At 61.7% G+C, this 23,608-nt stretch carries 19 protein-coding genes and 1 pseudogene; 12 read left to right on the forward strand and 8 right to left on the reverse strand.

Features of this window, described 5'->3' with window-relative positions:
• Both Q7T64_RS16310 and dapC read right to left on the reverse strand, forming a co-directional pair.
• A pseudogene (locus Q7T64_RS16310) lies at nucleotides 1–228 on the reverse strand (2,3,4,5-tetrahydropyridine-2,6-dicarboxylate N-succinyltransferase); the annotation flags it as partial.
• A gap of 65 nt (nucleotides 229–293) precedes the next feature.
• Nucleotides 294–1,502, reverse strand: coding sequence for a succinyldiaminopimelate transaminase (gene dapC, locus Q7T64_RS16315; protein WP_304797873.1), 1,209 nt, complete (start codon nucleotides 1,500–1,502; stop codon nucleotides 294–296).
• Nucleotides 1,503–1,658: 156 nt separating this feature from the next.
• Between dapC and smc the strand changes: the two genes are divergently transcribed.
• Nucleotides 1,659–5,189, forward strand: a complete 3,531-nt coding sequence (gene smc / locus Q7T64_RS16320) for a chromosome segregation protein SMC (protein ID WP_304797875.1) — start codon at nucleotides 1,659–1,661, stop codon at nucleotides 5,187–5,189.
• A 152-nt stretch (nucleotides 5,190–5,341) separates the two neighbouring features.
• On the opposite strand, the gene Q7T64_RS16325 is transcribed toward smc, so the two are convergent.
• On the reverse strand, nucleotides 5,342–5,512 hold the full coding sequence (locus Q7T64_RS16325) for a hypothetical protein (RefSeq protein ID WP_304797877.1): 171 nt from the start codon (nucleotides 5,510–5,512) through the stop codon (nucleotides 5,342–5,344).
• A gap of 531 nt (nucleotides 5,513–6,043) precedes the next feature.
• Here Q7T64_RS16325 and Q7T64_RS16330 point away from each other — a divergent pair.
• Genes Q7T64_RS16330 through def form a run of 4 tightly spaced genes read left to right on the forward strand, consistent with a single transcriptional unit; the run spans nucleotide 6,044 to nucleotide 10,660 of the window.
• A complete protein-coding gene (locus Q7T64_RS16330; protein ID WP_304797880.1) occupies nucleotides 6,044–7,162 on the forward strand; it encodes a cell division protein ZipA C-terminal FtsZ-binding domain-containing protein in 1,119 nt (372 codons plus the stop codon).
• Between the two features lie 17 nt (nucleotides 7,163–7,179).
• Nucleotides 7,180–9,243 (forward strand): NAD-dependent DNA ligase LigA, encoded by a 2,064-nt coding sequence (ligA, locus tag Q7T64_RS16335; RefSeq protein ID WP_370653352.1) that lies wholly within the window; start codon nucleotides 7,180–7,182, stop codon nucleotides 9,241–9,243.
• Nucleotides 9,244–9,248: 5 nt separating this feature from the next.
• Entirely contained in the window at nucleotides 9,249–10,127 is an 879-nt protein-coding gene (gene galU / locus Q7T64_RS16340; RefSeq protein WP_304797883.1) for a UTP--glucose-1-phosphate uridylyltransferase GalU, read from the forward strand.
• Nucleotides 10,124–10,660, forward strand: a complete 537-nt coding sequence (def, locus tag Q7T64_RS16345) for a peptide deformylase (RefSeq protein ID WP_304797884.1) — start codon at nucleotides 10,124–10,126, stop codon at nucleotides 10,658–10,660. Before galU ends, def begins: the two co-directional genes overlap by 4 nt.
• Nucleotides 10,661–10,695: 35 nt before the next feature.
• On the opposite strand, the gene Q7T64_RS16350 is transcribed toward def, so the two are convergent.
• From Q7T64_RS16350 to Q7T64_RS16370, 5 genes are all read right to left on the reverse strand, one after another.
• On the reverse strand, nucleotides 10,696–11,961 hold the full coding sequence (locus Q7T64_RS16350) for a DUF2863 family protein (RefSeq protein WP_304797885.1): 1,266 nt from the start codon (nucleotides 11,959–11,961) through the stop codon (nucleotides 10,696–10,698).
• Nucleotides 11,962–12,087: 126 nt separating this feature from the next.
• A complete protein-coding gene (locus Q7T64_RS16355) occupies nucleotides 12,088–12,267 on the reverse strand; it encodes a hypothetical protein (RefSeq protein ID WP_304797886.1) in 180 nt (59 codons plus the stop codon).
• A 180-nt stretch (nucleotides 12,268–12,447) separates the two neighbouring features.
• Entirely contained in the window at nucleotides 12,448–15,183 is a 2,736-nt protein-coding gene (gene acnA / locus Q7T64_RS16360) for an aconitate hydratase AcnA (protein WP_304797887.1), read from the reverse strand.
• A gap of 86 nt (nucleotides 15,184–15,269) precedes the next feature.
• Nucleotides 15,270–15,797: a hypothetical protein gene (locus Q7T64_RS16365; protein ID WP_304797888.1), complete on the reverse strand. Its 528-nt coding sequence runs from the start codon at nucleotides 15,795–15,797 to the stop codon at nucleotides 15,270–15,272.
• A gap of 275 nt (nucleotides 15,798–16,072) precedes the next feature.
• A complete protein-coding gene (locus tag Q7T64_RS16370) occupies nucleotides 16,073–17,062 on the reverse strand; it encodes a malate dehydrogenase (protein ID WP_304797890.1) in 990 nt (329 codons plus the stop codon).
• A 361-nt stretch (nucleotides 17,063–17,423) separates the two neighbouring features.
• On the opposite strand from Q7T64_RS16370, the gene Q7T64_RS16375 reads away from it, so the two are divergent.
• The 7 genes from Q7T64_RS16375 to gltA all read left to right on the forward strand — a co-directional run bounded on the left by Q7T64_RS16375 (nucleotide 17,424) and on the right by gltA (nucleotide 23,394).
• Nucleotides 17,424–18,215, forward strand: a complete 792-nt coding sequence (locus Q7T64_RS16375; protein ID WP_304797892.1) for a GntR family transcriptional regulator — start codon at nucleotides 17,424–17,426, stop codon at nucleotides 18,213–18,215.
• 115 nt (nucleotides 18,216–18,330) lie between these two features.
• Entirely contained in the window at nucleotides 18,331–18,738 is a 408-nt protein-coding gene (gene sdhC / locus Q7T64_RS16380) for a succinate dehydrogenase, cytochrome b556 subunit (RefSeq protein WP_304797894.1), read from the forward strand.
• Entirely contained in the window at nucleotides 18,739–19,110 is a 372-nt protein-coding gene (gene sdhD, locus Q7T64_RS16385; RefSeq protein ID WP_304797896.1) for a succinate dehydrogenase, hydrophobic membrane anchor protein, read from the forward strand.
• Between the two features lie 2 nt (nucleotides 19,111–19,112).
• Entirely contained in the window at nucleotides 19,113–20,891 is a 1,779-nt protein-coding gene (gene sdhA / locus Q7T64_RS16390) for a succinate dehydrogenase flavoprotein subunit (RefSeq protein ID WP_304797898.1), read from the forward strand.
• An 11-nt stretch (nucleotides 20,892–20,902) separates the two neighbouring features.
• Nucleotides 20,903–21,613 carry a succinate dehydrogenase iron-sulfur subunit gene (locus tag Q7T64_RS16395; RefSeq protein WP_304797900.1) on the forward strand — a complete coding sequence of 237 codons (711 nt, stop codon included), beginning with the start codon at nucleotides 20,903–20,905 and terminating at the stop codon, nucleotides 21,611–21,613.
• Nucleotides 21,614–21,664: 51 nt separating this feature from the next.
• Complete coding sequence (locus Q7T64_RS16400; protein ID WP_304797902.1) at nucleotides 21,665–21,934, forward strand: succinate dehydrogenase assembly factor 2; 270 nt, start codon at nucleotides 21,665–21,667, stop codon at nucleotides 21,932–21,934.
• A gap of 155 nt (nucleotides 21,935–22,089) precedes the next feature.
• Nucleotides 22,090–23,394: a citrate synthase gene (gltA, locus tag Q7T64_RS16405; protein WP_304797904.1), complete on the forward strand. Its 1,305-nt coding sequence runs from the start codon at nucleotides 22,090–22,092 to the stop codon at nucleotides 23,392–23,394.
• Nucleotides 23,395–23,608 lie beyond the last annotated feature (214 nt).

Raw genomic sequence — 23,608 nt, forward strand, 5'->3', positions numbered from 1 at the left:
CATCGCGATATTGTCTTCCAGCCGGAACGACAGCAGCTCGGCCTTCTTGATCCACTGGTTGACGCTCCAGCTACCGTCGATTTTCTGGGCCACGCGCAGTGTGCCGCTGTCGAGTTCGGCCAGCACGTGGGCGACTGCCTCGCGCACGGCGGCAGGTGCGGATTTCGGTGACATCGATGTGCGGTCTTCCCATGCCTGGTCGATGATTTTCTGGAGTTGTGCGGTCATTTTCTTGTTCTGCCTGATGGGTGATTGATTGAATGAATTGATCGAATACGGTGAAAAGCCGGGCTTCAGGTGGCGCTGTGCTTGCGGGCGAAGGCGACGATGCGGCGAGTCGCTTCCATGCATTCCTCAACCTCGGCCACCAGCGCCATGCGTACCCGGCCGCTGCCGGGGTTGCTGCCGTGCGCATCGCGCGCCAGGAAGCTGCCGGGCAGCACCGTCACATTATATTCGGCGTACAGGCGGGCGGCGAACTCGGTGTCGCTCATGCCGCCGACGCCGTCTACCTTTGCCCATAAATAAAATCCGGCGTCCGGCAGCGCGACATCGAGCACCTGCTGCATCAATGGCGTGACCTGGCTGAATTTGTCGATGTATTTGGCGCGGTTTTCGCGAACATGCACTTCATCGTTCCAGGCCGCCACCGACGCCGCTTGCACCGGCGGGCTCATGGCGCCGCCGTGGTAGGTGCGATACAGCAGGAATTTTTTCAGGATGGCGGCGTCGCCGGCGACAAAGCCCGAGCGCATGCCCGGCACGTTGGAGCGCTTGGACAGGCTGCTGAACGTGATCAGGCGCGGATAGCCGCTGCGGCCCAGCAGATTTGCCGCTTCCAGGCTGCCCAGCGGCGCTTCCGGCTTGAAATAGATTTCGGAATAGCATTCATCGGCAGCGATGACGAAACCATAACGATCTGACAACGCAAAAAGTTCGCGCCAGTCGTCCAGCGTTAGCAAGGCACCGGTCGGATTGCCCGGTGAGCAGACGTACAGCAACTGCACCTTTTCCCAGGTGGCGGCAGTCACGGTACTGAAGTCAGGCGCGAAGTTGCGGGCCGGGTCCGAATTGACGAAATACGGCACCGCGCCGGACAGGTAGGCCGCCCCCTCGTAGATTTGGTAGAACGGGTTGGGGCAGACGACGACGGCCTCGCGGCGATTGTCGATGACGGTCTGCGCCAGCGCGAACAAGGCTTCGCGCGAGCCATTGACTGGCAACACCTGGCTTGCCGGGTCGATCGGCGGCAAGCCATAGCGGCGCTCCAGCCAGCCGGCGATTGCCATGCGCAGCGCGTCGGTCCCAATCGTGCTGGGATAGGACGCCAGGCCCTTCAGGTTATCGGTCAGCGCTTGCTGGATGAAGGCCGGGGTCGGATGCTTCGGTTCGCCGATGCCCAGGCTGATCGGCGAAAATCCGGCGGCCGGTTGCTCCGCCGCAAACAAGCGACGCAGCTTTTCGAAGGGATAGGGTTGCAGCTTGTCGAGCAGGGGATTCACGGGAGGGCGGCGTACGGGAAAAGGAAGGCTGCATTATAGCTGCCGCACTGCAAAAGGCGTGCGTCGTGCGGCAGTTTGCGGCTTGCTCCATCCGCCGGATCGGCCGGTGCGCGATGTTATGATGGCGCCTCGAAGCTCAATGAGGACAGGACCACCGTGCGACTTACATCCATCAAGCTTTCCGGATTCAAATCGTTTGTCGATCCGACCAATTTCCAGGTGCCCGGGCAACTGGTGGGTGTGGTCGGGCCGAACGGCTGTGGCAAATCGAACATCATTGACGCAGTGCGCTGGGTGTTGGGCGAGTCCAAAGCGTCTGAATTGCGCGGCGAATCGATGCAGGACGTGATTTTCAATGGTTCCTCCCACCGCAAGCCGGCCGGACGCGCATCGGTTGAGCTGGTGTTCGACAATGCCGATGGCAAGGCGGCCGGCCAATGGGGCCAATACGCCGAGATTGCGGTCAAGCGTACGCTGACCCGCGACGGCACCTCCACTTATTACATTAACAACCAGGCAGTGCGCCGGCGCGACATCCAGGATATTTTCCTGGGCACCGGCCTGGGTCCGCGCGCCTACGCCATCATCGGCCAGGGCATGATCTCGCGCATCATCGAGGCCCGCCCCGAAGAGTTGCGGATTTTCCTGGAAGAAGCCGCCGGCGTGTCGAAATACAAGGAGCGCCGGCGCGAAACCGAGAACCGGCTGCACGACACGCGCGAGAACCTGCAACGGGTCGACGACATCCTGCGCGAACTCAATGCCAACCTGGAAAAATTGCAGGGCCAGGCCGCCGTCGCGCAGCGCTTCCATACCCTTCAGGCCGACCAGGAAGAAAAGCAAAAGCTGTTGTGGCTGCTGCGCAAGAACGAAGCCAAGGTCGAGCAGGAAAAGCACCTGCGCGAAATCGACAAGGCAAAAACCGAGCTGGAAGCGCAAACCGCCAGCCTGCGCCATGTCGAGACCGAGCTGGAACACATGCGCCAGTCGCATTACGCCGCCGGCGACCGCCTGCACCAGGCGCAGGGCCATTTGTACCAGACCAATTCCGAGATCGGCAGCCTGGAAGCGCAGATCAAGTTCGTGATCGAATCGCGCACCCGCTTGCAGACCCAGATCAACTCGCTGACGGCCCAGCGCGACCAGTGGCAGCGCCAGAGCCGCCAGCATCAGGACGACCTGGCTGAAGCCGAAATGCACCTGGAAGAGCACGCGGTGCTGGTCGAGCAGGCCCAGCAAGCCGCGCAGCAGCACCAGGGCCGGGTGCCGGCGCTGGAGCAGGCCTGGCGTGAGGCGCAGCAGAGGACCACCGAATCGCGCAGCCGCATCATGCAGGTCCAGCAGCAAATCGAGCTGGAGTCGGCGCACCAGCGCAATGCTTCCAACATCCTGTCCGGCCTGGCCGTGCGGCGCGAACGGCTGGCGCAAGAGCAGGGCGGCTTGCAGATGCCGGACTCCTCCCATCTTGCCAACCTCAAGATGCAACTCGAGGAAAAGCAGGCCGCGCTGGAAGAAGTGACGATGCAACTGGAGACGGCGCAGCAACAGCAGCCGATCCTGGAACAGGAGCGGCGCCAGGCGCAGGAACAGGTCAATGCGGAAAGCGCTGCCAATGCGCAGCTGGAAGCCAGGTTAAGCGCGCTCAGGCAGCTCCAGGAACGGGTGCAATCGCAGGGGAAGGTACAGCCCTGGCTGCAAAAGCATGAACTCGCCGGATTGCCGCGCCTGTGGCAGAAACTGCATATCGAACAAGGCTGGGAAAGCGCGCTGGAAGCGGTGCTGCGCGAGCGCACCTCGGCGCTTGAAATGTCGAACCTGGACTGGGCCAAGGGATTTTTCAATGATGTCCCGCCGGCCAAGCTTGCGCTGTATTCGCCCAATGCCGCCGCCGGCTTGCCAGTGCCGGATGCGCCCGCCGGTCTCAAGCCGTTGATCAACCTGTTGCAGTTGAATGACCCCGGGTTGCGGGCATTGATGCAGGACTGGTTGCACAACGTATTCGTGGCCGACGATGCGTCCAGCGCCTTGCTCGACCGCGCCAAACTGCCGGCCGGCGCCTGCTTCGTGACCCGGCAGGGCCATGTCGTGGCCCGTTCCAGCGTACGTTTTTATGCACCGGACTCCGAGCAGGAAGGCATGCTGGCGCGGCAGCAGGAAATCGAGAACATCAGCAAGCAACTGCGCGCCCAGCAAATGCTGGCCGACGAGGCGCGCACCCGCTCAGTACGTGCCGAAGCGGCGCTGTCGCACGGCGTGCAGCGGCTGCAGGAAATCCGCCAGCGCACTGCATCGCTGACGCAGGCGGTGCATGCCCTGCAAATCGACGTCATGCGGCAGACCGAGGTGCAGGAGCGATTCAACCAGCGCAGCACGCAGATTGCCGCCGACCTGGCCGAAATCGCCGCCCAGGAAAGCGAACAGCAACAGGCAAAGGCCGAGTCCGAAGCGCGATTCGAGCAGCTTGACGGCGACCTGGCCGAAATCCAGGAAAAGCATGAACAGGGGCAGACCGATTACCTGTCGCGCGAGCAGCAACTCAACGATGCGCGCGAACGCCTGCGCGACCTGGAGCGACGCGCCCAGGAAGCCGAGTTTGCCGAAAAGTCGCACCGCAACCGGATCGAGGAACTCAAGCGCAGCATCGCCACGGCGCTGGAGCAAACGGCGCAATTGTTCGCCAGCATGGAGCAGGGCCAGCTTGAGCTGGAAACCCTGGACGACCAGGCGGCGCAGGCCGGCCTGCAGGGCTTGCTCGACAAGCGCACCGAACAGGAGCGTGCGCTGGCCGACGCCCGTCACGAACTGGACCAGCTCACGCAGAAATTGCGCCACCATGAAGAGTCGCGCATGCAGTCCGAACGCAGCCTGCAACCAGCGCGCGACCGCATCACCGAGCTGCAACTGAAGGAACAAGCGGCAAGGCTGAACCTGGAACAATACGCCCAGCAGTTGCTGGAAGCGCAGGCCGACGAAGTAGCGCTGGCCGAAAAGCTGACCGAGGACATGCGGGCATCCTGGCTGCAAGGCGAAGTCACGCGCCTGAACAATGCCATTGCCGGGCTGGGGCCTGTCAACCTGGCAGCGCTGGACGAACTGCAGCAGGCGTCCGAGCGCAAGAACTTCCTCGACGCGCAAAACGCCGACCTGGTGGAGGCGATGAATACGCTGGAAGATGCGATCCACAAGATCGACAAGGAAACGCGCGAACTGCTGCAGGACACCTTCGACCAGGTCAACCGGCATTTCGGCGAACTGTTCCCGATCCTGTTTGGCGGCGGCAATGCGCGCCTGACCATGACTGGCGACGAGATCCTCGACTCCGGCGTGCAGGTGATGGCGCAGCCGCCGGGCAAGAAAAACGCGACCATCCACTTGCTGTCGGGCGGCGAAAAGGCACTGACCGCAACGGCCCTGGTGTTTTCCATGTTCCAGCTCAATCCGGCGCCGTTCTGCCTGCTCGATGAGGTGGATGCACCGCTGGACGACGCCAATACCGAACGTTTCTGCAATATGGTCAAGCGCATGTCGGCACAGACCCAGTTCCTGTTCATTTCGCACAACAAGATTGCAATGGAAATGGCGCAGCAATTGATCGGGGTGACGATGCAGGAGCAGGGCGTGTCGCGCATCGTGGCAGTCGATATGGAATCGGCTGCGCATTTCGCGTCGGAGGCACAAGCGGCCTGATTGCCAGCCGGCGCACTGCTATCAGAGTGTGGGATCCGGGAAGGAAGTCGCGGCGCCAGCGATTGCCGGCGCCGGGAGGTGGAAATGTGTGCAAAGGAAAAGGATGCCCGGGCATCCTTTTTTATTTTTCTGGTTGTTAGCCGGCCGGCCGGTCAGATTCGTTCCGAGCGCGCCAGCGCAGCCTGTTTCTGGTAGTAGGCGACATTCTGTTGCGCCTCGCGCACCCGTTTTTGCTCGACGTCGGCGCAGATCAGGTAATGGTCTTCCGCGCGCCGCAGCCACCAGTGCCTGATCTGGCGCAGCACCGGGCTCAGGGAAAGCATGGTCAGTTCCTGCAATTTATAATCTCTGGTCTGTGACACGGAACCCTCCGCGATGCGGTGATGGTTGGACCTGCCCCTTGGGCGGGCGGCGGGAAATACCGGTTGCTGCATTGGCACGCCAGTGTTGCCGCTTGCTGCGCAGCGCTTATTGCCACCGCGGGCGGCCTGTCCTCGCTGCGCCGAAAAACGTGCGATGGCGTGGTTGATATCTTAGTTGCCGGACTCATGCCGGCATTGATTACAGTCAACGGCTGTATGCGCACGGCCTGCGGCGCGACGGATCGGGTTTTCCCTCTGAAAGCGGGTCTCGCGCGGCTTGACAACTTTGCAGCCGAACACTTACCCTAGCCCGGAACCAGCAGGCATTGCGCAAGTACTGTGCAGGCGCTGCGCACCAAGAGCCCAGCCACGCCAGATGATATCCCCCGGATCCCTGTTTTTCGCCGTGCAGGACACTGCGTCGTTACCTTTGTTGATGGTGACGCAATGCCGCACCTTCCGTCGCTTCATCTCCCGCGAGACCCAAGCAGCATGACCGAACTCCAAGTCAGCCTGATCGCCATCGGCAGCTCGATCGTCGTCGGTGTCATCTCTTACAACAAGTGGCAGGAATACAAGGCCAGGAAAAGCGTCGAGCGCGCGTTTTCCTCATCCACCGAAGATGTACTGATGCGCGATGCCGCGGCAACGCCCGGACAACGCCGCGAGCCGCTGCTTGACGATGCGCCGGAGGGGGACGGTGGTTCGGGCATGCCCGGCGACGCCAGCCGCGCACAGGACACTGGCGCACACGCCGATCAGCACAGCGAACATGGCGGCATTGCGCTGGAGCCGGCCGCCGCCGAGCGCCCGCAGAAGGCGCTGCCGGTCGACGAGCTGATCGACTGCGAAATCGCGATCGAGCTCGAAGGCCCGGTGCGCGGTGAAAAAGTCCTGCCGGCCTTGCAACGGCTAGGCCATGTCGGTGGCAAGGCCGTGCACTACATCGGCCAGGCTGAGGACGGTCAATGGGAAGAGGTCGCAACAGGGGGCGTGTACACCACCCTGCGCGCGGGCGTGCAGATGGCCAACCGCAACAGCAACCTGAACGAAATCGAGTTTTCCGAAGTCGTCACGCGGCTGCGCCAGGTAGCCGATGAAATCGGCGGCGAGTCCTTCGTGCCCGACATGACACAAGTGATGGTTTCTGCGCGCCAGTTGCACCAGTTCGTGGCCGAGCACGACGCCCAGCTTGGCGTGACCGTCCATTCAAAGGGCGCGCCGTGGGCCATCAGCACCCTGCTGGCGGCGCTGGAACGGCATGGCTTCGACTTGCGTCCGGATGGCCGCCTGGTCATGCAGGATGGCGAAAACGGCGTGCTGTTTTCACTGTCGACCAATGTGACGCTGGCTGAAGAAACGACCAACCGCCTGACACTGCTGCTGGATGTGCCGCGCGTTGCGCCCGAGCGGGATGGCTTTGGCGCGATGGTGGCCTGTGCGCGCATGCTCGCCGCCCGCCTCGACGGCGTAGTGGTGGACGATGCCGGCCAGCCGCTGAGCGAGGCCGAGATCGCCGGCATTGCTGCGCAGGTGGACGGTTTCTACGCCGAAATGGAAGCAGCCGACATTCCCGCTGGCTCGGTGCGGGCATTGCGCCTGTTTAGCTGACCGGGTTCCACGACATGGTGCAGCCGGACTTGTTTACTGCGCAGCAGGCCGGACCTGGCGCCGCTGCGCCGACGCCGGCTGGTCGTGCCGCATGGCTGCGCGCCGAACTGAACCGGCACGGGCACGCCTACTACGTGCTCGACCAGCCGACCATTCCCGATGCCGAATACGACCTGTTGTTCCGCGAACTGCAGGAACTGGAGCAGGCGCATCCCGAGCTGGCCAGTCCCGATTCGCCGACCCGGCGGGTAGGTGCTGCGCCGCTGGCACAATTTGCCCAGGTCACGCATACCGTGCCGATGCTGTCGATCAATAACGGCTTTTCGGACGATGACGTGCTGGCCTTCGACCGCCGTGTGCGGGAAACGCTGAAAGAGATCGACGAGGTGGACTACGCCGCGGAGCTCAAGTTCGACGGCCTGGCGATCAACCTGCGTTATGAAAACGGCGTGCTGGTGCGCGCAGCAACCCGCGGTGACGGCGCGACCGGCGAGGATGTCACCGTCAATATCCGTACCGTGCGCAGTATCTGCTTGCGGCTGCAGACCGACAATCCGCCGCAGGTGCTCGACGTGCGCGGTGAGGTCATGATGTACAAGGCCGACTTCGCCCGGCTCAATGCGCGCCAGCGCGAAGCCGGCCAGCGCGAATTCGTCAATCCGCGCAATGCCGCCGCCGGCAGCCTGCGCCAGCTCGATTCGCGCATCACCGCGCAACGCTCGCTGCGGTTTTTTGCCTACGGCATCGGCTCGCTGGAAGGCGCGGAAATGCCGGCCTCGCACGCCGCTCTGCTCGACTGGTATGTGTCGCTGGGCGTGCCGGTGTGCGCCGAACGGGCGGTAGTCAGGGGCGCGCAAGGACTGCTGGCGTTCTATCGGGACATTGGCCAGCGCCGCGCTGCCTTGCCGTGGGATATCGATGGCGTGGTCTACAAGGTCAATGATCTCGCGCAACAGCAGAAACTGGGTTTCGTGTCGCGCGCACCGCGTTTTGCCATGGCGCACAAATTCCCGGCCGAGGAAGCGACCACGCTGGTGCAGGATATCGGCGTGCAGGTCGGCCGCACCGGTGCGATCACTCCCGTTGCGCGGCTGGCGCCGGTGTTCGTCGGCGGGGTGACGGTCACCAACGCGACACTGCACAATGAAGACGAGGTGCGCCGCAAGGATATCCGCATCGGCGATACCGTGATCGTGCGCCGCGCCGGCGATGTGATTCCGGAAGTGGTCGCCCATGTGCCGGAACGGCGGCCAGCCGATGCCCGGCAGTTCGTGATGCCGTCGAGCTGCCCGGTTTGCGGCTCGCCGATCGTGCGCCCGGAAGAAGAAGCGATCGCGCGTTGCTCGGGCGGGTGGATGAAATGCGCCGCCCAGCGCAAGGGCGGACTGCTGCATTTCGTGTCGCGGCGGGCGATGGACGTGGAGGGACTGGGCGACCAACTGGTCGAGCAATTGGTCGACAAGAACCTGATTGCGACGCCCGCCGACCTGTACAAGCTGGGCCTGGTCGCGCTGGCGGAACTGGACCGGATGGCCGACAAGTCCGCACAGAACGTGCTCGATGCGCTGGAAAAATCCAAGTCCACCACACTGGCGCGCTTCATTTACGCATTGGGCATACGGCACGTCGGCGAATCGACCGCCAAGGAGCTGGCGCGTCACTTTGGCCGGATCGACGAACTGATGCAGGCCAGTGACGAGCGCTTGCTGCAGGTGGCAGATATCGGTCCGGTGGTGGCGCGATCGGTGCGCAGCTTTTTCGACGACCCGCTCAACATCGAACTGATCGAGCAATTGCGTGCCGCCGGTGTGCACTGGCCCGATGCCGAGCCGATGGCAATGGCCGCGCCCAAGCCGCTGCATGGCAAGATATTCGTTTTGACGGGAACGCTGCCGACCATGGCGCGCGACCAGGCTGCTGCACTGATCGAAGCCGCGGGCGGCAAGGTTTCCGGCTCGGTGTCGAAAAAGACCAGTTATGTCGTTGCCGGCGAGGAAGCCGGCAGCAAGCTCGCAAAGGCGCAGGAACTGGGCGTCACCGTGCTGGACGAGGATGGACTCAAACAATTGCTACGGGAATAAGAACCATGCAAACGATACGCAAAGCTGTGTTTCCGGTGGCTGGACTGGGTAGTCGCTTCCTCCCGGCAACCAAGGCCCAGCCCAAGGAAATGCTGCCGATCGTCGACAAGCCCTTGATCCAGTACGCGGTGGAAGAGGCGGTTGCGGCCGGCATCACGGAAATGGTGTTCATCACCGGGCGCAACAAGCGCGCGATCGAAGATCATTTCGACAAGGCCTATGAGCTCGAAAGCGAGCTGGAGGCAGCCGGCAAGGACGCGTTGCTGCAGATGGTGCGCCATGTGATTCCCAAGCATATCGCCTGCATCTTCATCCGCCAGGCCGAGCCGCTTGGACTGGGCCATGCGGTATTGTGCGCCAAGCCCGTGATCGGCGATGAGCCGTTCGCCGTGCTGCTGGCAGACGACTTCATGGATGTGCCGGAAGGCACCCTGCCGGTGATGGCGCAAATGACGGCGCTGTACGAGTATGAACAGGCAAACATCCTGGCGGTGCAGGAAGTGCCGCGCGCGCAGACGCGCCAGTACGGCATCGTGTCCGCCACGCCTTACAAGACCGATATCGAGCAGGTCAATGCGATCGTCGAGAAGCCCGATCCGGACCATGCGCCATCGACCCTGGCCGTGGTCGGCCGCTACGTGCTGCAAAGCCGGATCTTCCAGCATCTGGAAAACCTGGGCCGCGGCGCGGGCGGTGAAATCCAATTGACCGACGGTATCGCCGCATTGATGGGCGAGCAGCGGGTGCTGGCCTATCGTTACCAGGGCACGCGCTATGACTGCGGCTCCAAGCTCGGTTACCTGAAGGCGACCATGGCGATGGGCCTGAAGCATCCGGAAACCGGCGCCGCCTTCGCCGAGTACCTGAAAGAATTGCAGCAATGAGCGTGCGCGAAATCTTGCGCATGGGTGATGCGCGCTTGCTGCGCCAGGCAGAGCCGGTCACGGCATTCGGCACGCCCGAACTGGCGGCGCTGATTGCCGACATGTTCGACACCATGCATGCAGCCGACGGCGCCGGGCTGGCCGCGCCGCAAATCGGCGTCAACTTGCAGGTCGTGATTTTTGGCTTCCGGCAAAACCCGCGTTATCCCGATGCCCCTGCGGTACCGGAAACCGTGCTGATCAACCCGGTGATCAGGCCGCTGCACGCGGACATGGAAGAGGGCTGGGAAGGCTGCCTGTCCGTGCCCGGACTGCGTGGCATGGTGCCGCGCTTCACGCGCCTGCATTACCGTGGCTTTGACCAGGCCGGCAATCCGATCGATCGTGAAGCAGAGGATTTCCACGCGCGGGTGGTGCAGCACGAATGCGACCATCTCGACGGCGTGCTGTACCCGATGCGCATACGGGACTTCAGCAAGTTCGGCTATACCGACATTCTTTTCCCCGGGCTGGACGCCGGGCAGGACGACTGAAAGCCACGGCCTGTCGTCCTGCCGGACCAGGCCGGTCAATGCAGGTGCGTCGGCGCTGGCGCCACTTCCTCGGGCATTTCCGCATGCACCAGTTCGCTGTCCTGGTCGGCGAACAAGGGCGCTCCGCAATCCTCGCAAAAGTCGAGCGGGAATATTTCAGCATGATGCTTGATGTCGGCAATGCCGCTCTCGCGCAGCAGCGTGATGATTTGCTGGATCGGCGTCTGGTCTTCGCTGCTGACAGGCTTGCCGGCGATCAGGTCGCGCGCCATCAGGCTGTCGAGCGGCTCTTCTTCTCCGCTTTCTTCGCCATACAAGGGCCAGACAATGCCGTAAATGATGTCGCGTTCCTGGGCCAGGCTAAAGCCGATCCGGTATTCATCGATGCGGCCGTCGCTCTGTTCGCTGCTGAATCCGCCGATCGTCACCGACAAGGTGCTGGCTTCGACCGACAGCAGCAGCGTCAGGTAATGGATGGCGGCGTGTATCGAGATCGGCCGGATCCGCTTGTCGCCTTCGCGACAGGCGACGAAATAGGCTTCGGGCAGCAGCAGTTCCACGCCGCATCCGGGCAGCAAGCGTTCGACGTTGGGCAGGCTCTGGTTCATCCACTGCTGGAAAGCTTCGTCGCGTGCGGCGGCGATGTCGTTGCCAGCCTCCGCAGTTTGCCAGCGGAACAAGGCGCCACCTGGTTTGGTGACCACCGCTGCCAGCAGGTAACGGGTATCGGCCAGGAACGGCGCTGTCTCCGGCGGATTGGTCAGCGCCCGCAAGGGCTTGCCGTCCAGCGCAGCGAGCGTCATCTTGTGCAGCAGCGAGTAGGTTTCTGCATGACTGCGCGGGAGCTGGTCGATCGCAAACAGGGTCGGCGCCAGCGCCATGCGCGTGTCCGGCGCCAGCAGGTGGGCGTACAGATGGGCTGACAGCGTGTTGATCATGTCGGCCGCGACCGGGCCCGAATAGATGCTGTAGCGCGTCCAGGCCAGGATAGGGATGGCGATGAGCAGCGCTTCGTAGGTCTGCCCGGCATGTTCCAGCGTGCAGCTTTCGCTGGCCGATTCCGCCGAATCCATCAGGGCTTCATAGGCAGCAGGATCGAGCTGGAACAGATGATCGAGCGCGCTGTCGATATTTTGCTGGTGCCCGGTCACCATCTGTTTGTGCAGGGAAGCGTCGAGCTGGCGCTCCCAAAGGCGCTCTTCCATGCGGCTGCCGGCGGCCAGCGTAGCCTGGGCCAATTGGATCAGCCGCTGGCTTTCGCCAGACGGTTTGTGGGATTTTGCTTTTCCGGAACGACGCATGATCAGGTGGGGAGGGACGATTTGTTCGAAGCGTATTGTAGTGCCGCACGCTGCACATTGTCCGATACCCAAATAAAAAAGCCGCGTAGCACCTACGCGGCTTTTGGGCGATGGGCGCCCGAGGGCTTACTTGGCGGCAGCAGGGGCGGGCGCCGTTGCTGGCGTCGGTGCTGAAGCCGCCGGCGCGGAAGACGATGGCACGCCATGCCCGGCTTCACCTTGCATGTCGACCTTGTCGCCAGCAACCATGATCAGGTATAGCGCCACCACTGAAAAGGCGATGAACGCCAGGGCAATTTTCCACATAGTGTCTCTCCACAGAAATAAACAGCGGCGAAGGCGATCGCCGGGATCGAAACCACGCCGCAACAGGTGTCACGGCGCGGCGCAGATCCAAACCATCAGCATAGCGCGACTCCCTTACGGCTTGCTTGCAAGCCCGGGCGCGACAGCCCGCACAGGCTTGCAGCAGCCGCAGCGAACGCCTTAAGCGGCGCGCGCGGTGTCGGCCGATTCAGCCAGCAACTGCCGCAGCACGAAGGGCAGGATGCCGCCGTGGCGGTAGTAGTCGACTTCGATCGGCGTATCGATGCGCAGCAACACCTTGACGTCCTGGCTGCTGCCATCGGCACGGTGGATCACCAGCGTTGCCAGTTGCTGCGGATTGATCTCGTTTTCGAGGCCGCGCAGGTCGAAGCTTTCGTCACCGGTGATTCCCAGCGTATGGACGCTGTCGTCGCCAATGAACTGCAAGGGCAGCACGCCCATGCCAACCAGGTTGGAACGGTGGATACGCTCGAACGAACGGGCGAAAACAGCTTTCACGCCCAGCAGTTGCGTCCCTTTTGCCGCCCAGTCGCGCGATGAGCCGGTGCCGTATTCTTCGCCGGCAAAAATCATCGTCGGCACGCCATTGGCGATGTACTGCATGGCGGCGTCGTAGATCGACATTTCCTGGCCATCAGGCTGGTAGCGGGTGATGCCGCCTTCGACCCGCGAGCCGTCCGGCGTGGCCGGAATCATCAGGTTCTTGATGCGCACGTTGGCGAAGGTGCCGCGCATCATCACTTCATGATTGCCGCGCCGCGAGCCGTACGAGTTGAAGTCCGCCTTCATCACGCCGTTGGCCTTGAGCCACAGGCCGGCCGGGCTGGATTCCTTGATGGAGCCGGCCGGCGAAATGTGGTCGGTGGTGATCGAGTCACCGAATACACCCAGCGCCCGCGCGCCGCTGATGCCGCCGGCCGCTGCGGCAGGCTGCATCGTGAAGTCCTGGAAGAAAGGCGGCTCGGCAATGTAGGTCGACTTTGGCCAGTTGTAGACTTCTCCGCTGGCCACGCCACGGATTCCTTGCCACAGCTTGCCGGGATTGTTCTTCACGTCGGCATAGTTTTCCTTGAACACTTTTGCGTTCATCGCAAAGCGCATCAGCTTGTTGACTTCCTTGCTGGTTGGCCAGATGTCGCCCAGGTAGATGTCGCGTCCGCCGCGGCCTTTGCCCACCGGTTCCGTCATCAGGTCTTTCAGCATGGTGCCAGCGATCGCATACGCCACGACCAGCGGCGGCGAGGCCAGGAAGTTGGCGCGGATGTTCGGGTGGATCCGTGCCTCGAAGTTGCGGTTGCCCGACAGTACGGCGGCGGCGACGATGTCGTTCTTGACGATCGCTTCGTTGAGCTCGTTGGTCAGGTCGCCCGAATTGCCGATGCAGGTCGAGCAGCCATACGAAGTAACGGCAAAGCCCAGCTTTTCGAGGTAGGGCAACAGGCCAGCCGCTTCCAGGTACTTGGTGACCACGCGCGATCCCGGCGCCAGCGAAGTCTTGATATGCGGCGACACCTTGAGGCCGGCTTCGACTGCCTTCTTGGCCAACAGGCCGGCGGCCAGCAGCACGCTCGGGTTCGAGGTATTGGTGCAGGAAGTGATCGACGCGATCAGCACGTCGCCGTTGCTGACCTTGACGCCGTCGGTGGTGCTGTACACGGCAGGCAGGTCTTCTGCTTTCTTGTTGAAACCGTTGTCGGCAGCCGGGCTGGAAAACAGCGTGGCAAAGTTGGACTTCACGTTGCCGATTTCGATGCGGTCCTGCGGACGCTTGGGGCCGGCCAGCGATGGCGCTACCGTACCGAGGTCGAGCGTGACCACATTGCTGTAGTCGATGTCGCCGGCACGCGGCACGCCGAACATCTTTTGCGCCCGGAAATAGTTTTCGAACGCATCCACTTCCGCCTTGCTGCGGCCGGTGTCGCGGAAGTATTCGATGGTCGATTCATCGACCGGGAAAAAGCCCATCGTGGCGCCGTATTCCGGCGCCATGTTGCCGATGGTCGCGCGGTCGGTCGGCGACAGGAATTCGGTGCCTTCGCCAAAAAATTCAACGAACTTGCCGACGACCTTTTCCTTGCGCAGCAATTCCGTGATCGTCAGCACCAGGTCGGTTGCGGTCACGCCCTCACGCAGGCGTCCGGTCAGGTTGACGCCGACCACGTCCGGCGTCAGGAAGTAGACCGGCTGGCCCAGCATGCCGGCCTCGGCCTCGATGCCGCCAACGCCCCAGGCCACGACGCCCACGCCGTTGATCATGGTGGTGTGCGAGTCGGTGCCGACCAGCGAGTCGAAATAAGTCACGCCGTCTTTGACATGTACGCCGCGGGCGAGGTATTCCAGGTTGACCTGGTGCACGATGCCAAAGCCGGGCGGCACGACGCCGAAGGTGTCGAAGGCTTGCATGCCCCATTTCATGAACTGGTAGCGCTCGTTGTTGCGCTGGAATTCCAGCTTCATGTTCAGGTCGAGCGCTTTTTTGGTGCCGTAATAATCGACCTGCACGGAGTGGTCGACCACCAGGTCGACCGGTACCAGCGGTTCGATATTCTTCGGGTTCTTGCCCATGCCGGCGGCGACGCCGCGCATTGCAGCCAGGTCGGCCAGCAGTGGAACGCCAGTGAAGTCCTGCAATACCACGCGGGCCACGACGAAGGGAATTTCATCGGTGCGCGGCGCGTTCGGCGCCCAGTTCGCCAATTGACGCACATGCTGTTCGGTGACTTTCTTGCCGTCGCAGTTGCGCAGCACGGACTCCAGGACGATGCGAATCGATACCGGCAGGCGGGAGATATCCACGCCCAGGGACTTGCCCAGCGCCGGCAGCGAGTAAAACTTTCCTTTGCGGGAGCCGCCGGCGTTGAAGTCCTTCAGCGTATTGAGGATGTTGCGGGACATGAACTCTCCTTTTTTGTATCAATAAGGTTGGGAATGTTGTGATCTTGTTTTGCTCATGGCCCGGTGGTATCCGGCGCTGCTGGCGCTTATTTCCGGGCTTCCACCAATAGCGATGGCACTACCGGCTCCTTGGGAGCGGCCAGCGCGGCCAATTGCTCCGGGCTGCGGCATTCGTTGGCCACCTGGAGACCACGTTTTGAATCGAGCAGCATGCCCTTGGCGGGAATGCCGATCCATACCAGGCCGTGCCGCTTGCTTTCAAATCGATTTGCGCCGGTTGTGGTTTCCACGCGGTGCATGCGCAGCAACTGCTTTTTCCAGCGCATGCCGATGTGGCTGTTGTCGGCCGCGTTTTCATAGACCGTGACCTTGTCGCCATGCGCGCACTGCATCTCGATTGCGGACGAACTGGCGACGTCGACATCCTTGTCGTCGTCGGTGGATTGGGCCTGGTCCGCGCTGTCTTCCTTGACGGCCTTTTTCTGTGCCTTGGCCTTTGCCTTCGGCTTGCTTTGCGCCTTGCCCTCCGGTTTGGCAGTTGCCTGCGCCATTGCGGGTGCTGCAAATGCGGTAAGTGCTACGCCCAGCAGCAGGGCATTGAATACTGATTTCATGGCGACCATCTCCTATTGTGTACGCCGTTTGAAGTCAGCCTGTTTGCGTCGGTCAGTGCCGTCGTCTTTTGCAGACCGAGGGAAAAACATGTTGCGAGCGAGGGAAAACTCCACTTGATGCCAAAGTGCTTTTTGCAGGGAGCGCGTCATTGGTGCTGCGCGCATGGCGTACGGTCAACAGCCGCACTGCCCTGGAAGAAGTACTTGGACCTGCCGTACCGGCACATCCGGATCGTGGTTGCTGCCGACGCACCGCGCCGGCAGCATTGCCGCTATCAGCCAACCAGATGCTTGACGCCGTCACGCTCTTCCTGCAGCTCCTTGAGCGTCAGGTTGATGCGCTCTTGCGAGAAAGCGTCGATTTCCAATCCTTGCACGATTTTGTACTCGCCGTTCTCGGTTGTCACCGGGAATCCGAACATGGTGCCTTCCGGAATACCGTAGGAGCCGTCAGACGCAATGCCCATCGTGGTCCATTTGCCATTGGTGCCGAGCACCCAGTCGCGCACATGGTCGATTGCTGCATTCGCCGCCGATGCAGCCGACGACAGTCCGCGTGCCTCGATGATCGCAGCGCCACGCTTGCCAACCGTCGGCAAGAATACGTCCTTGTTCCAGACGTCGTCGTTGATCAGGCTCTTGACCGATTGTCCGTCTGCCGTTGCAAAGCGGTAGTCGGCGTACATGGTGGGCGAGTGATTACCCCAGACGCACAATTTTTCGATCGACGTGACCGGCTTGCCGATCTTGGCCGCCACTTGCGACAGGGCGCGGTTGTGATCCAGGCGAAGCATGGCGGTGAAGTTCCTGGCTGGCAGGCTCGGTGCGGATTTCATCGCGATGTAGGCATTGGTGTTGGCCGGGTTGCCCACCACCAGCACCTTGATGTTGCGCGAGGCGACGGCGTCCAGCGCGCGGCCCTGGACGGTGAAGATCTTGGCGTTGGCTTCCAGCAGGTCCTTGCGTTCCATGCCGGGTCCGCGCGGGCGGGCGCCGACCAGCAGTGCAACGTCGGCATCCTTGAATGCCGTCATCGGGTCGCTATGTGCGCTCATGCCGGCCAGCAGCGGGAATGCGCAATCGTCGATTTCCATCATGACGCCCTTCAATGCCTTCTGGGCCTTTTCGTCAGGAATTTCGAGCAATTGCAGGATCACCGGCTGGTCGCGGCCGAGCATGTCGCCATTGGCGATGCGAAACAGCAGGGAGTAACCGATCTGTCCGGCGGCGCCGGTGACTGCCACGCGCATTGGTGCTTTAGCCATATTGAGTCTCCAGGGTAGTAGTGTGCGAAATTGGGTGGATCAGTTGAAATGAGGTGCGCAATCGGGTGCGGGCCCGGTCTTGGGCCACGGCGCGGGATGCCTGGGGACGCGGTTGGCGACGCTCGTTCGTGGTGACCGATAATGATACCGTTGAAAGCATGTCGCGTGAGCCTGAATACGGTGTGTGCAGATGCAGGGGCGGGCAATTGCGCCAACAGGCGCCAACTGCGCCAGGAAATGTTGCCGGCAGTGTAGGCTGCACACGGCGCTCTGTCAACGCTCATCATATGTCTTATATAAGACATCTTACTAGCCAGTTTTTTCTGGACGGCAAGCGCACTTTTATGGTGAAATGTCAATCATGAGCGCCGCCCCTTCGCATCTGACGAACCCTTCCACTGCAGCATCTGTCAGCAAGCTTCCTGTCGCCGGCAGCGCGGCCACCTTCAGCCCCTTGTACCAGCAGATCAAGGTGCTGATCACGCAAAGCCTGCAAGCTGGCGAATGGAAGCCCGGCGAACTCATTCCCAGCGAGGTCGAGCTCGCCGCACGGTACAAGGTCAGCCAGGGCACGGTGCGCAAGGCAATCGACGAACTGTCTGCCGAAAACCTGGTGGTGCGGCGCCAGGGCAAGGGCACTTTTGTCGCCACCCATCACGAAGCTCGGGCCCAGTTCCGCTTCCTGCGGCTGATGCCGGACGCCGGTGAGCCGCATCCGGCTGAAAACCGCATCATTGAAGTCAAGCGCCTGCGCGCGCCGGTCGAGGTGGCCCGCCTGCTCGATTTGCGCGGCGGCGACGCCGTCATTTTCATCAAGCGCGTGCAGTCTTTCGACGGCGAGCCGATCATTGTCGACGAGCTCTGGCTTCCGGGCGCCCTGTTCAAGGGCCTCACCACGGAGCGCCTGGTCGAATACAAGGGGCCGATGTACGGCCTGTTCGAGACCGAGTTCGGCACCCGCATGATCCGCGCAACGGAGCGCATACGTGCGGTCAGCGCCGACGATGCAGCAGCGGCGCTGCTTGGCGTCGCCTCCGGCACGCCATTATTGTCGGTGGAGCGCGTGTCTTATACCTACGGCGACAAGCCGGTCGAGGTCCGGCGCGGGCTGTACCTGACCGGGCGTCATCACTATCAGAATGAATTGGGCTAGGTAGCCGGATTGCCCAATGGAAGAACGTGCGAATTTTTGTGCCGGATGAATAAGTATTGGTGTGGTGCACAAAAATAAGCGAAAATTGCAAGGTTTCGATTTCGAGAGGCAAAGCATGTCAGCAGTTAACAAGGATCGTCCTCAGTTCAGGAATATCGGTGTGTCACAGATCGTCCGTTATCGGATGCCGCTTTCGGCAATGGTCTCGATCCTGCATCGAATCAGCGGTTTGCTGATCTTCCTGCTGCTTCCCTTCGTGCTCTATCTGCTCGAAAAAAGCCTTACCTCCGAGATTTCCTTTGACCATTTCAAAGGCGTGCTGTCGCACTGGTTCGCCCGGCTGGTGGTGCTGGCGCTGGCATGGGCCTACCTGCATCATTTCTGTGCCGGTATCCGCCACCTGTTCCAGGACGCCCATGTCGGACTGACCAAGGAAGCCACCCGCAAGACTGCCGTGGTGACGCTGGTCATCAGCCTTTTATTGACCACGCTGGTCGCACTGAAACTGTTTGGAGCATTTTGAATGGCGCACATCCCTGAAAAAATAGGTCCGCGCCGGCTCGTCGTCGGCGCTCATTACGGCACGGCCGACTGGCTGGCGCAGCGCGCCACGGCGATCCTGATGGCTGCCTACACGCTGGTGTTGCTGGTCGCCTTCATGACCAGTGGCGACATCGGTTACGACTCCTGGGCCGGCCTGTTCGCACGTCAGTGGTTCAAGATTTTCACGTTCGTCGCGCTGGCGTCGATGTTCTATCACGCCTGGGTCGGCGTCCGTAATATCTGGATGGACTACGTCAAGCCGGTCGCGTTGCGGCTATTTCTTCAGGTGGCCACGATTGCGTGGCTGGTCGGATGTGCCGGCTGGGCGGCACAAATTCTCTGGAAACTCTAATCGTGGCAGCAATCAAGAAGAATATTCCCGTGCGTCGTTTCGACGCTGTCATCGTCGGTGCTGGCGGCTCGGGCATGCGCGCCTCGCTGCAACTGGCCGAGGCCGGCCTGAATGTCGCGGTACTGTCCAAGGTGTTCCCGACCCGTTCCCATACCGTGGCGGCACAGGGCGGCATTGGCGCCTCGCTTGGCAACATGACCGAGGACAGCTGGTACTGGCACATGTTCGACACGGTCAAGGGCGGCGATTACCTGGGCGACCAGGACGCCATCGAATTCATGTGTCGCGAGGCGCCGAAAGTCGTCTACGAGCTTGAGCATTTCGGCATGCCGTTCGACCGCAACCCCGACGGCACGATTTACCAGCGGCCATTTGGCGGGCACACCGCGAATTTCGGCGAGAAGCCGGTGCAGCGCGCCTGCGCCGCTGCCGACCGCACCGGACACGCGATGCTGCACACGCTGTACCAGCGCAATGTGCGCGCACGTACCCATTTCCTGGTCGAGTGGATGGCCATTGACCTGATCCGCGACCTTGACGGCGATGTAATCGGCGTGGTTGCGCTGGAAATGGAAACCGGCGACGTGATGATGCTGGAAGCCAAGACCACCGTCTTTGCCACTGGCGGCGCCGGCCGTATCTGGGCTGCCTCGACCAATGCGTTCATCAACACCGGCGACGGCATGGGCATGGCCGCACGCGCCGGCCTGCCGCTGGAAGACATGGAATTCTGGCAGTTCCACCCGACCGGTGTGGCTGGCGCCGGCGTGCTGATCACGGAAGGCGTGCGTGGTGAAGGCGGCATCCTGGTCAACAGCAACGGCGAACGCTTCATGGAGCGTTACGCCCCGACGCTGAAGGACCTGGCGCCGCGCGACTTCGTGTCGCGCTCGATGGACCAGGAAATCAAGGAAGGCCGCGGCTGTGGTCCGAACAAGGATTACGTGCTGCTCGACCTGCGTCACATCGGCGCCGACACCATCAAGAAGCGCTTGCCGTCCATCCTCGAAATTGGCCACAAGTTCGCCAATGTCGACGCGACCCGTGAACCAATTCCGGTCGTGCCGACGATCCACTACCAGATGGGTGGCATACCGACCAATATCTACGGCCAGGTGGTCGCGCCGAAGAATGGCAACCCCAATGAAATCGTCAATGGCATGTACGCCATCGGCGAGTGCGCCTGTGTATCGGTGCATGGCGCCAACCGCCTGGGCACCAACTCGCTGCTCGACTTGCTGGTTTTCGGCCGCGCCGCCGGCAACCATCTGGTCGCCAGCAACCTGAAGTCGCGCAGCCACAAGCCCTTGCCGTCAGATGCAGCCGACCTGGCGCTATCCCGCCTGGACCGGCTGGAGAACAGCACCGGTTCGGAGCGCGTGCAGGATGTGGCCAACGACATTCGCCAGGCGATGCAGTATTACTGCGGCGTGTTCCGCACCCAGGAACTGCTCGACGGCGGCGTCAAGGCGATCATGGAACTCGACGAACGGCGCAAGAATGTGTCGTTCAAGGACAAGTCCAAGGTATTCAACACGGCCCGGGTGGAAGCGCTGGAGCTCGACAACCTGATCGAGACCGCCAAGTCGACCATCGTGTCCGCCGCAGCCCGCCGCGAATCGCGTGGCGCGCATGCGCACCGCGATTTCGAAAAGCGCGACGACGAAAACTGGATGAAACACTCGCTGTGGTACTCGGAGGGCAATCGCCTGGATTACAAGCCAGTCATCACCAAGCCCTTGTCGGTTGAAACCTTCACGCCCAAAGCCCGCACCTTCTAAGAGATTCGAACATGGCACGCACGTTGAAATTCCAGATTTACCGCTACGATCCGGACAAGGATGCCAAACCGTACATGCAAGACCTGACGGTGACGCTGCAAGACACCGACAAGATGTTGCTGGATGCCCTGCAGCGCATCAAGTCGGACGTGGACGATTCGCTGGCGCTGCGCCGTTCCTGCCGCGAAGGCGTGTGCGGCTCGGACGCGATGAACATCAACGGCAAGAACGGCCTGGCATGCACCACCAACCTGAACGAGTTGAGCGAGCCGATCGTCCTGCGGCCCTTGCCCGGGCTGCCGGTGATCCGCGACCTGATCGTGGACATGACCAACTTCTTCAAGCAATATCACTCGATCAAGCCGTTCCTGATCAATGATTCGATTCCGCCCGAGAAAGAGCGCCTGCAGACGCCGGCCGCGCGGGAGGAGCTCGATGGCCTGTACGAATGCATCCTGTGTGCCTGCTGTTCGACTGCCTGCCCGTCGTTCTGGTGGAATCCGGACAAATTCGTCGGGCCGGCCGGCCTGTTGCAGGCTTACCGGTTCATCGCCGACAGCCGTGACGAAGCCACCGCCGAGCGGCTGGACAACCTGGAAGATCCTTACCGGCTGTTCCGCTGCCATTCGATCATGAACTGCGTCGATGTCTGTCCGAAAGGGCTGAACCCCAATCGTGCCATCGGCAAGATCATGGAACTACTGGTTCGCCGCGCTGTTTAAATCATCACCAGGCGCCAGCCGTATGGCTGGCGCTTTTTCCGGTCGCAGATCATGTCGCAGTCCCATCAATCCGATTCCGCCCGCCGCGCCCGACTGCGCTGGCGCAGCCGTCGCGGTTTGCTGGAAAACGACCTGATCCTGACGCGCTTCCTCGATGCCCATGAAACCGAGCTGACCGATCAGGAAGTGGACGCGCTCACGCGCCTGCTGGAATTATCCGACAATGACCTGATGGGGCTGTTGCTGGCACAGAAAGAGCCACAGGCGGAGGTTGACCTGCCGCAGGTGCACGAGTTGCTGGTCCGCTTGCGGGCCGCATGAAGATACGATCGCAAGTCGTCCGGCTGGCTTCATTCCGCCGCACTGATGGGGATCGGGTTTCAGTGATTGCGTGATCCAGCGTGGATGATTGCCTGATCCAAGTAACAGTTGCTGTATTTGTATTGCCGCCTATATATAAGAAATAAGGAACTTCCATGAACAACGCTGACGCCAAAGCCACACTGTCGTTCTCCGACGGCTCCCCCCAGGTGGAATTTCCGGTCTACAAGGGAACCATCGGTCCCGACGTGCTGGACATCCGCAAACTGTATGGCGCTACCAACAAGTTCACCTACGATCCCGGTTTCATGTCGACGGCGGCCTGTAATTCCTCGATCACGTATATCGACGGCGACAAGGGCGAATTGCTCTATCGCGGGTATCCGATCGAGCAGTTGGCAGTGAATTGCGACTTCCTGGAAACCTGTTACCTGTTGCTCAATGGTGAATTGCCGAACCAGGGGCAGAAAGACAAGTTCGTCGGCACCGTCACCAATCACACGATGGTGCACGAGCAGATGCAATTTTTCTTCCGCGGTTTTCGCCGTGACGCCCATCCGATGTCGGTGCTGGTGGGCACGGTCGGCGCGCTGGCTTCGTTCTATCACGACTCGCTCGACATCAACGACCCGCACCACCGCGACGTATCGGCGATTCGCCTGATCGCCAAGATGCCGACGCTGGTTGCGATGGCGTACAAGTATTCGGTGGGCCAGCCCTTCGTCTATCCGCAGAACGACCTGTCCTACAGCGCCAACTTCATGCGCATGATGTTCTCCACGCCGTGCTCGCCCTACAAGGTGAACGACGTGCTGGTGCGCGCATTGGACCGCATCCTGATCCTGCATGCGGATCACGAGCAGAATGCATCGACTTCGACCGTCCGCCTGGCCGGTTCCTCCGGCGCCAACCCGTTTGCCTGTATCGCCGCCGGCATCGCCTGCCTGTGGGGCCCGGCACACGGCGGCGCCAACGAGGCGGCGTTGAACATGCTGCGCGAGATCGGCTCGGTCGACAAGATCGGCGACTTCGTCAAGCAGGTAAAGGACAAGAATTCCGGCGTCAAGCTGATGGGTTTCGGACATCGGGTCTACAAGAACTACGATCCGCGCGCCAAACTGATGCGCGAAACCTGCCACGAGGTGCTCAACGAACTGGGCCTGCAAAACGACCCGCTGTTCAAGCTGGCGATGGCGCTGGAGAAGGTTGCGCTGGAAGACGAGTATTTCGTCAGCCGCAAGCTGTACCCGAACGTTGATTTCTACTCCGGCATCGTGCAGTCTGCGCTGGGCATCCCGGTCTCCTTGTTCACCGGTATTTTCGCGATGGCGCGCACCGTTGGCTGGATCGCGCAGTGGAATGAAATGATTTCTGATCCTGAGCAGAAGATCGGCCGTCCACGCCAGTTGTATGTCGGACCGACCCAGCGCGATGTGCCGCCGATGAAAAAGCGCGGCTGAGCCGGTTTGACCTGAAACGAGCGGCTGCCTGGCAGCCGCTTTTTTTTGCATGTAGGACCGGCACAGCGGGCGGCGGATCCTGACTATGGGAACACATCGCGATCCGGACAGGCCAGTGCCTGGAACGCAGGCAATGCGTGTGACGCACAGCAACAAAAGCCGGGAAAGTTGTCGAATTGCAGAATGGCGCTTGTGGTATCCTTTGCGCCAGTTA

The sequence above is a fragment of the Lacisediminimonas sp. genome, assembly GCF_030645335.1.
Taxonomy (GTDB): Bacteria; Pseudomonadota; Gammaproteobacteria; order Burkholderiales; family Burkholderiaceae_D; genus Lacisediminimonas.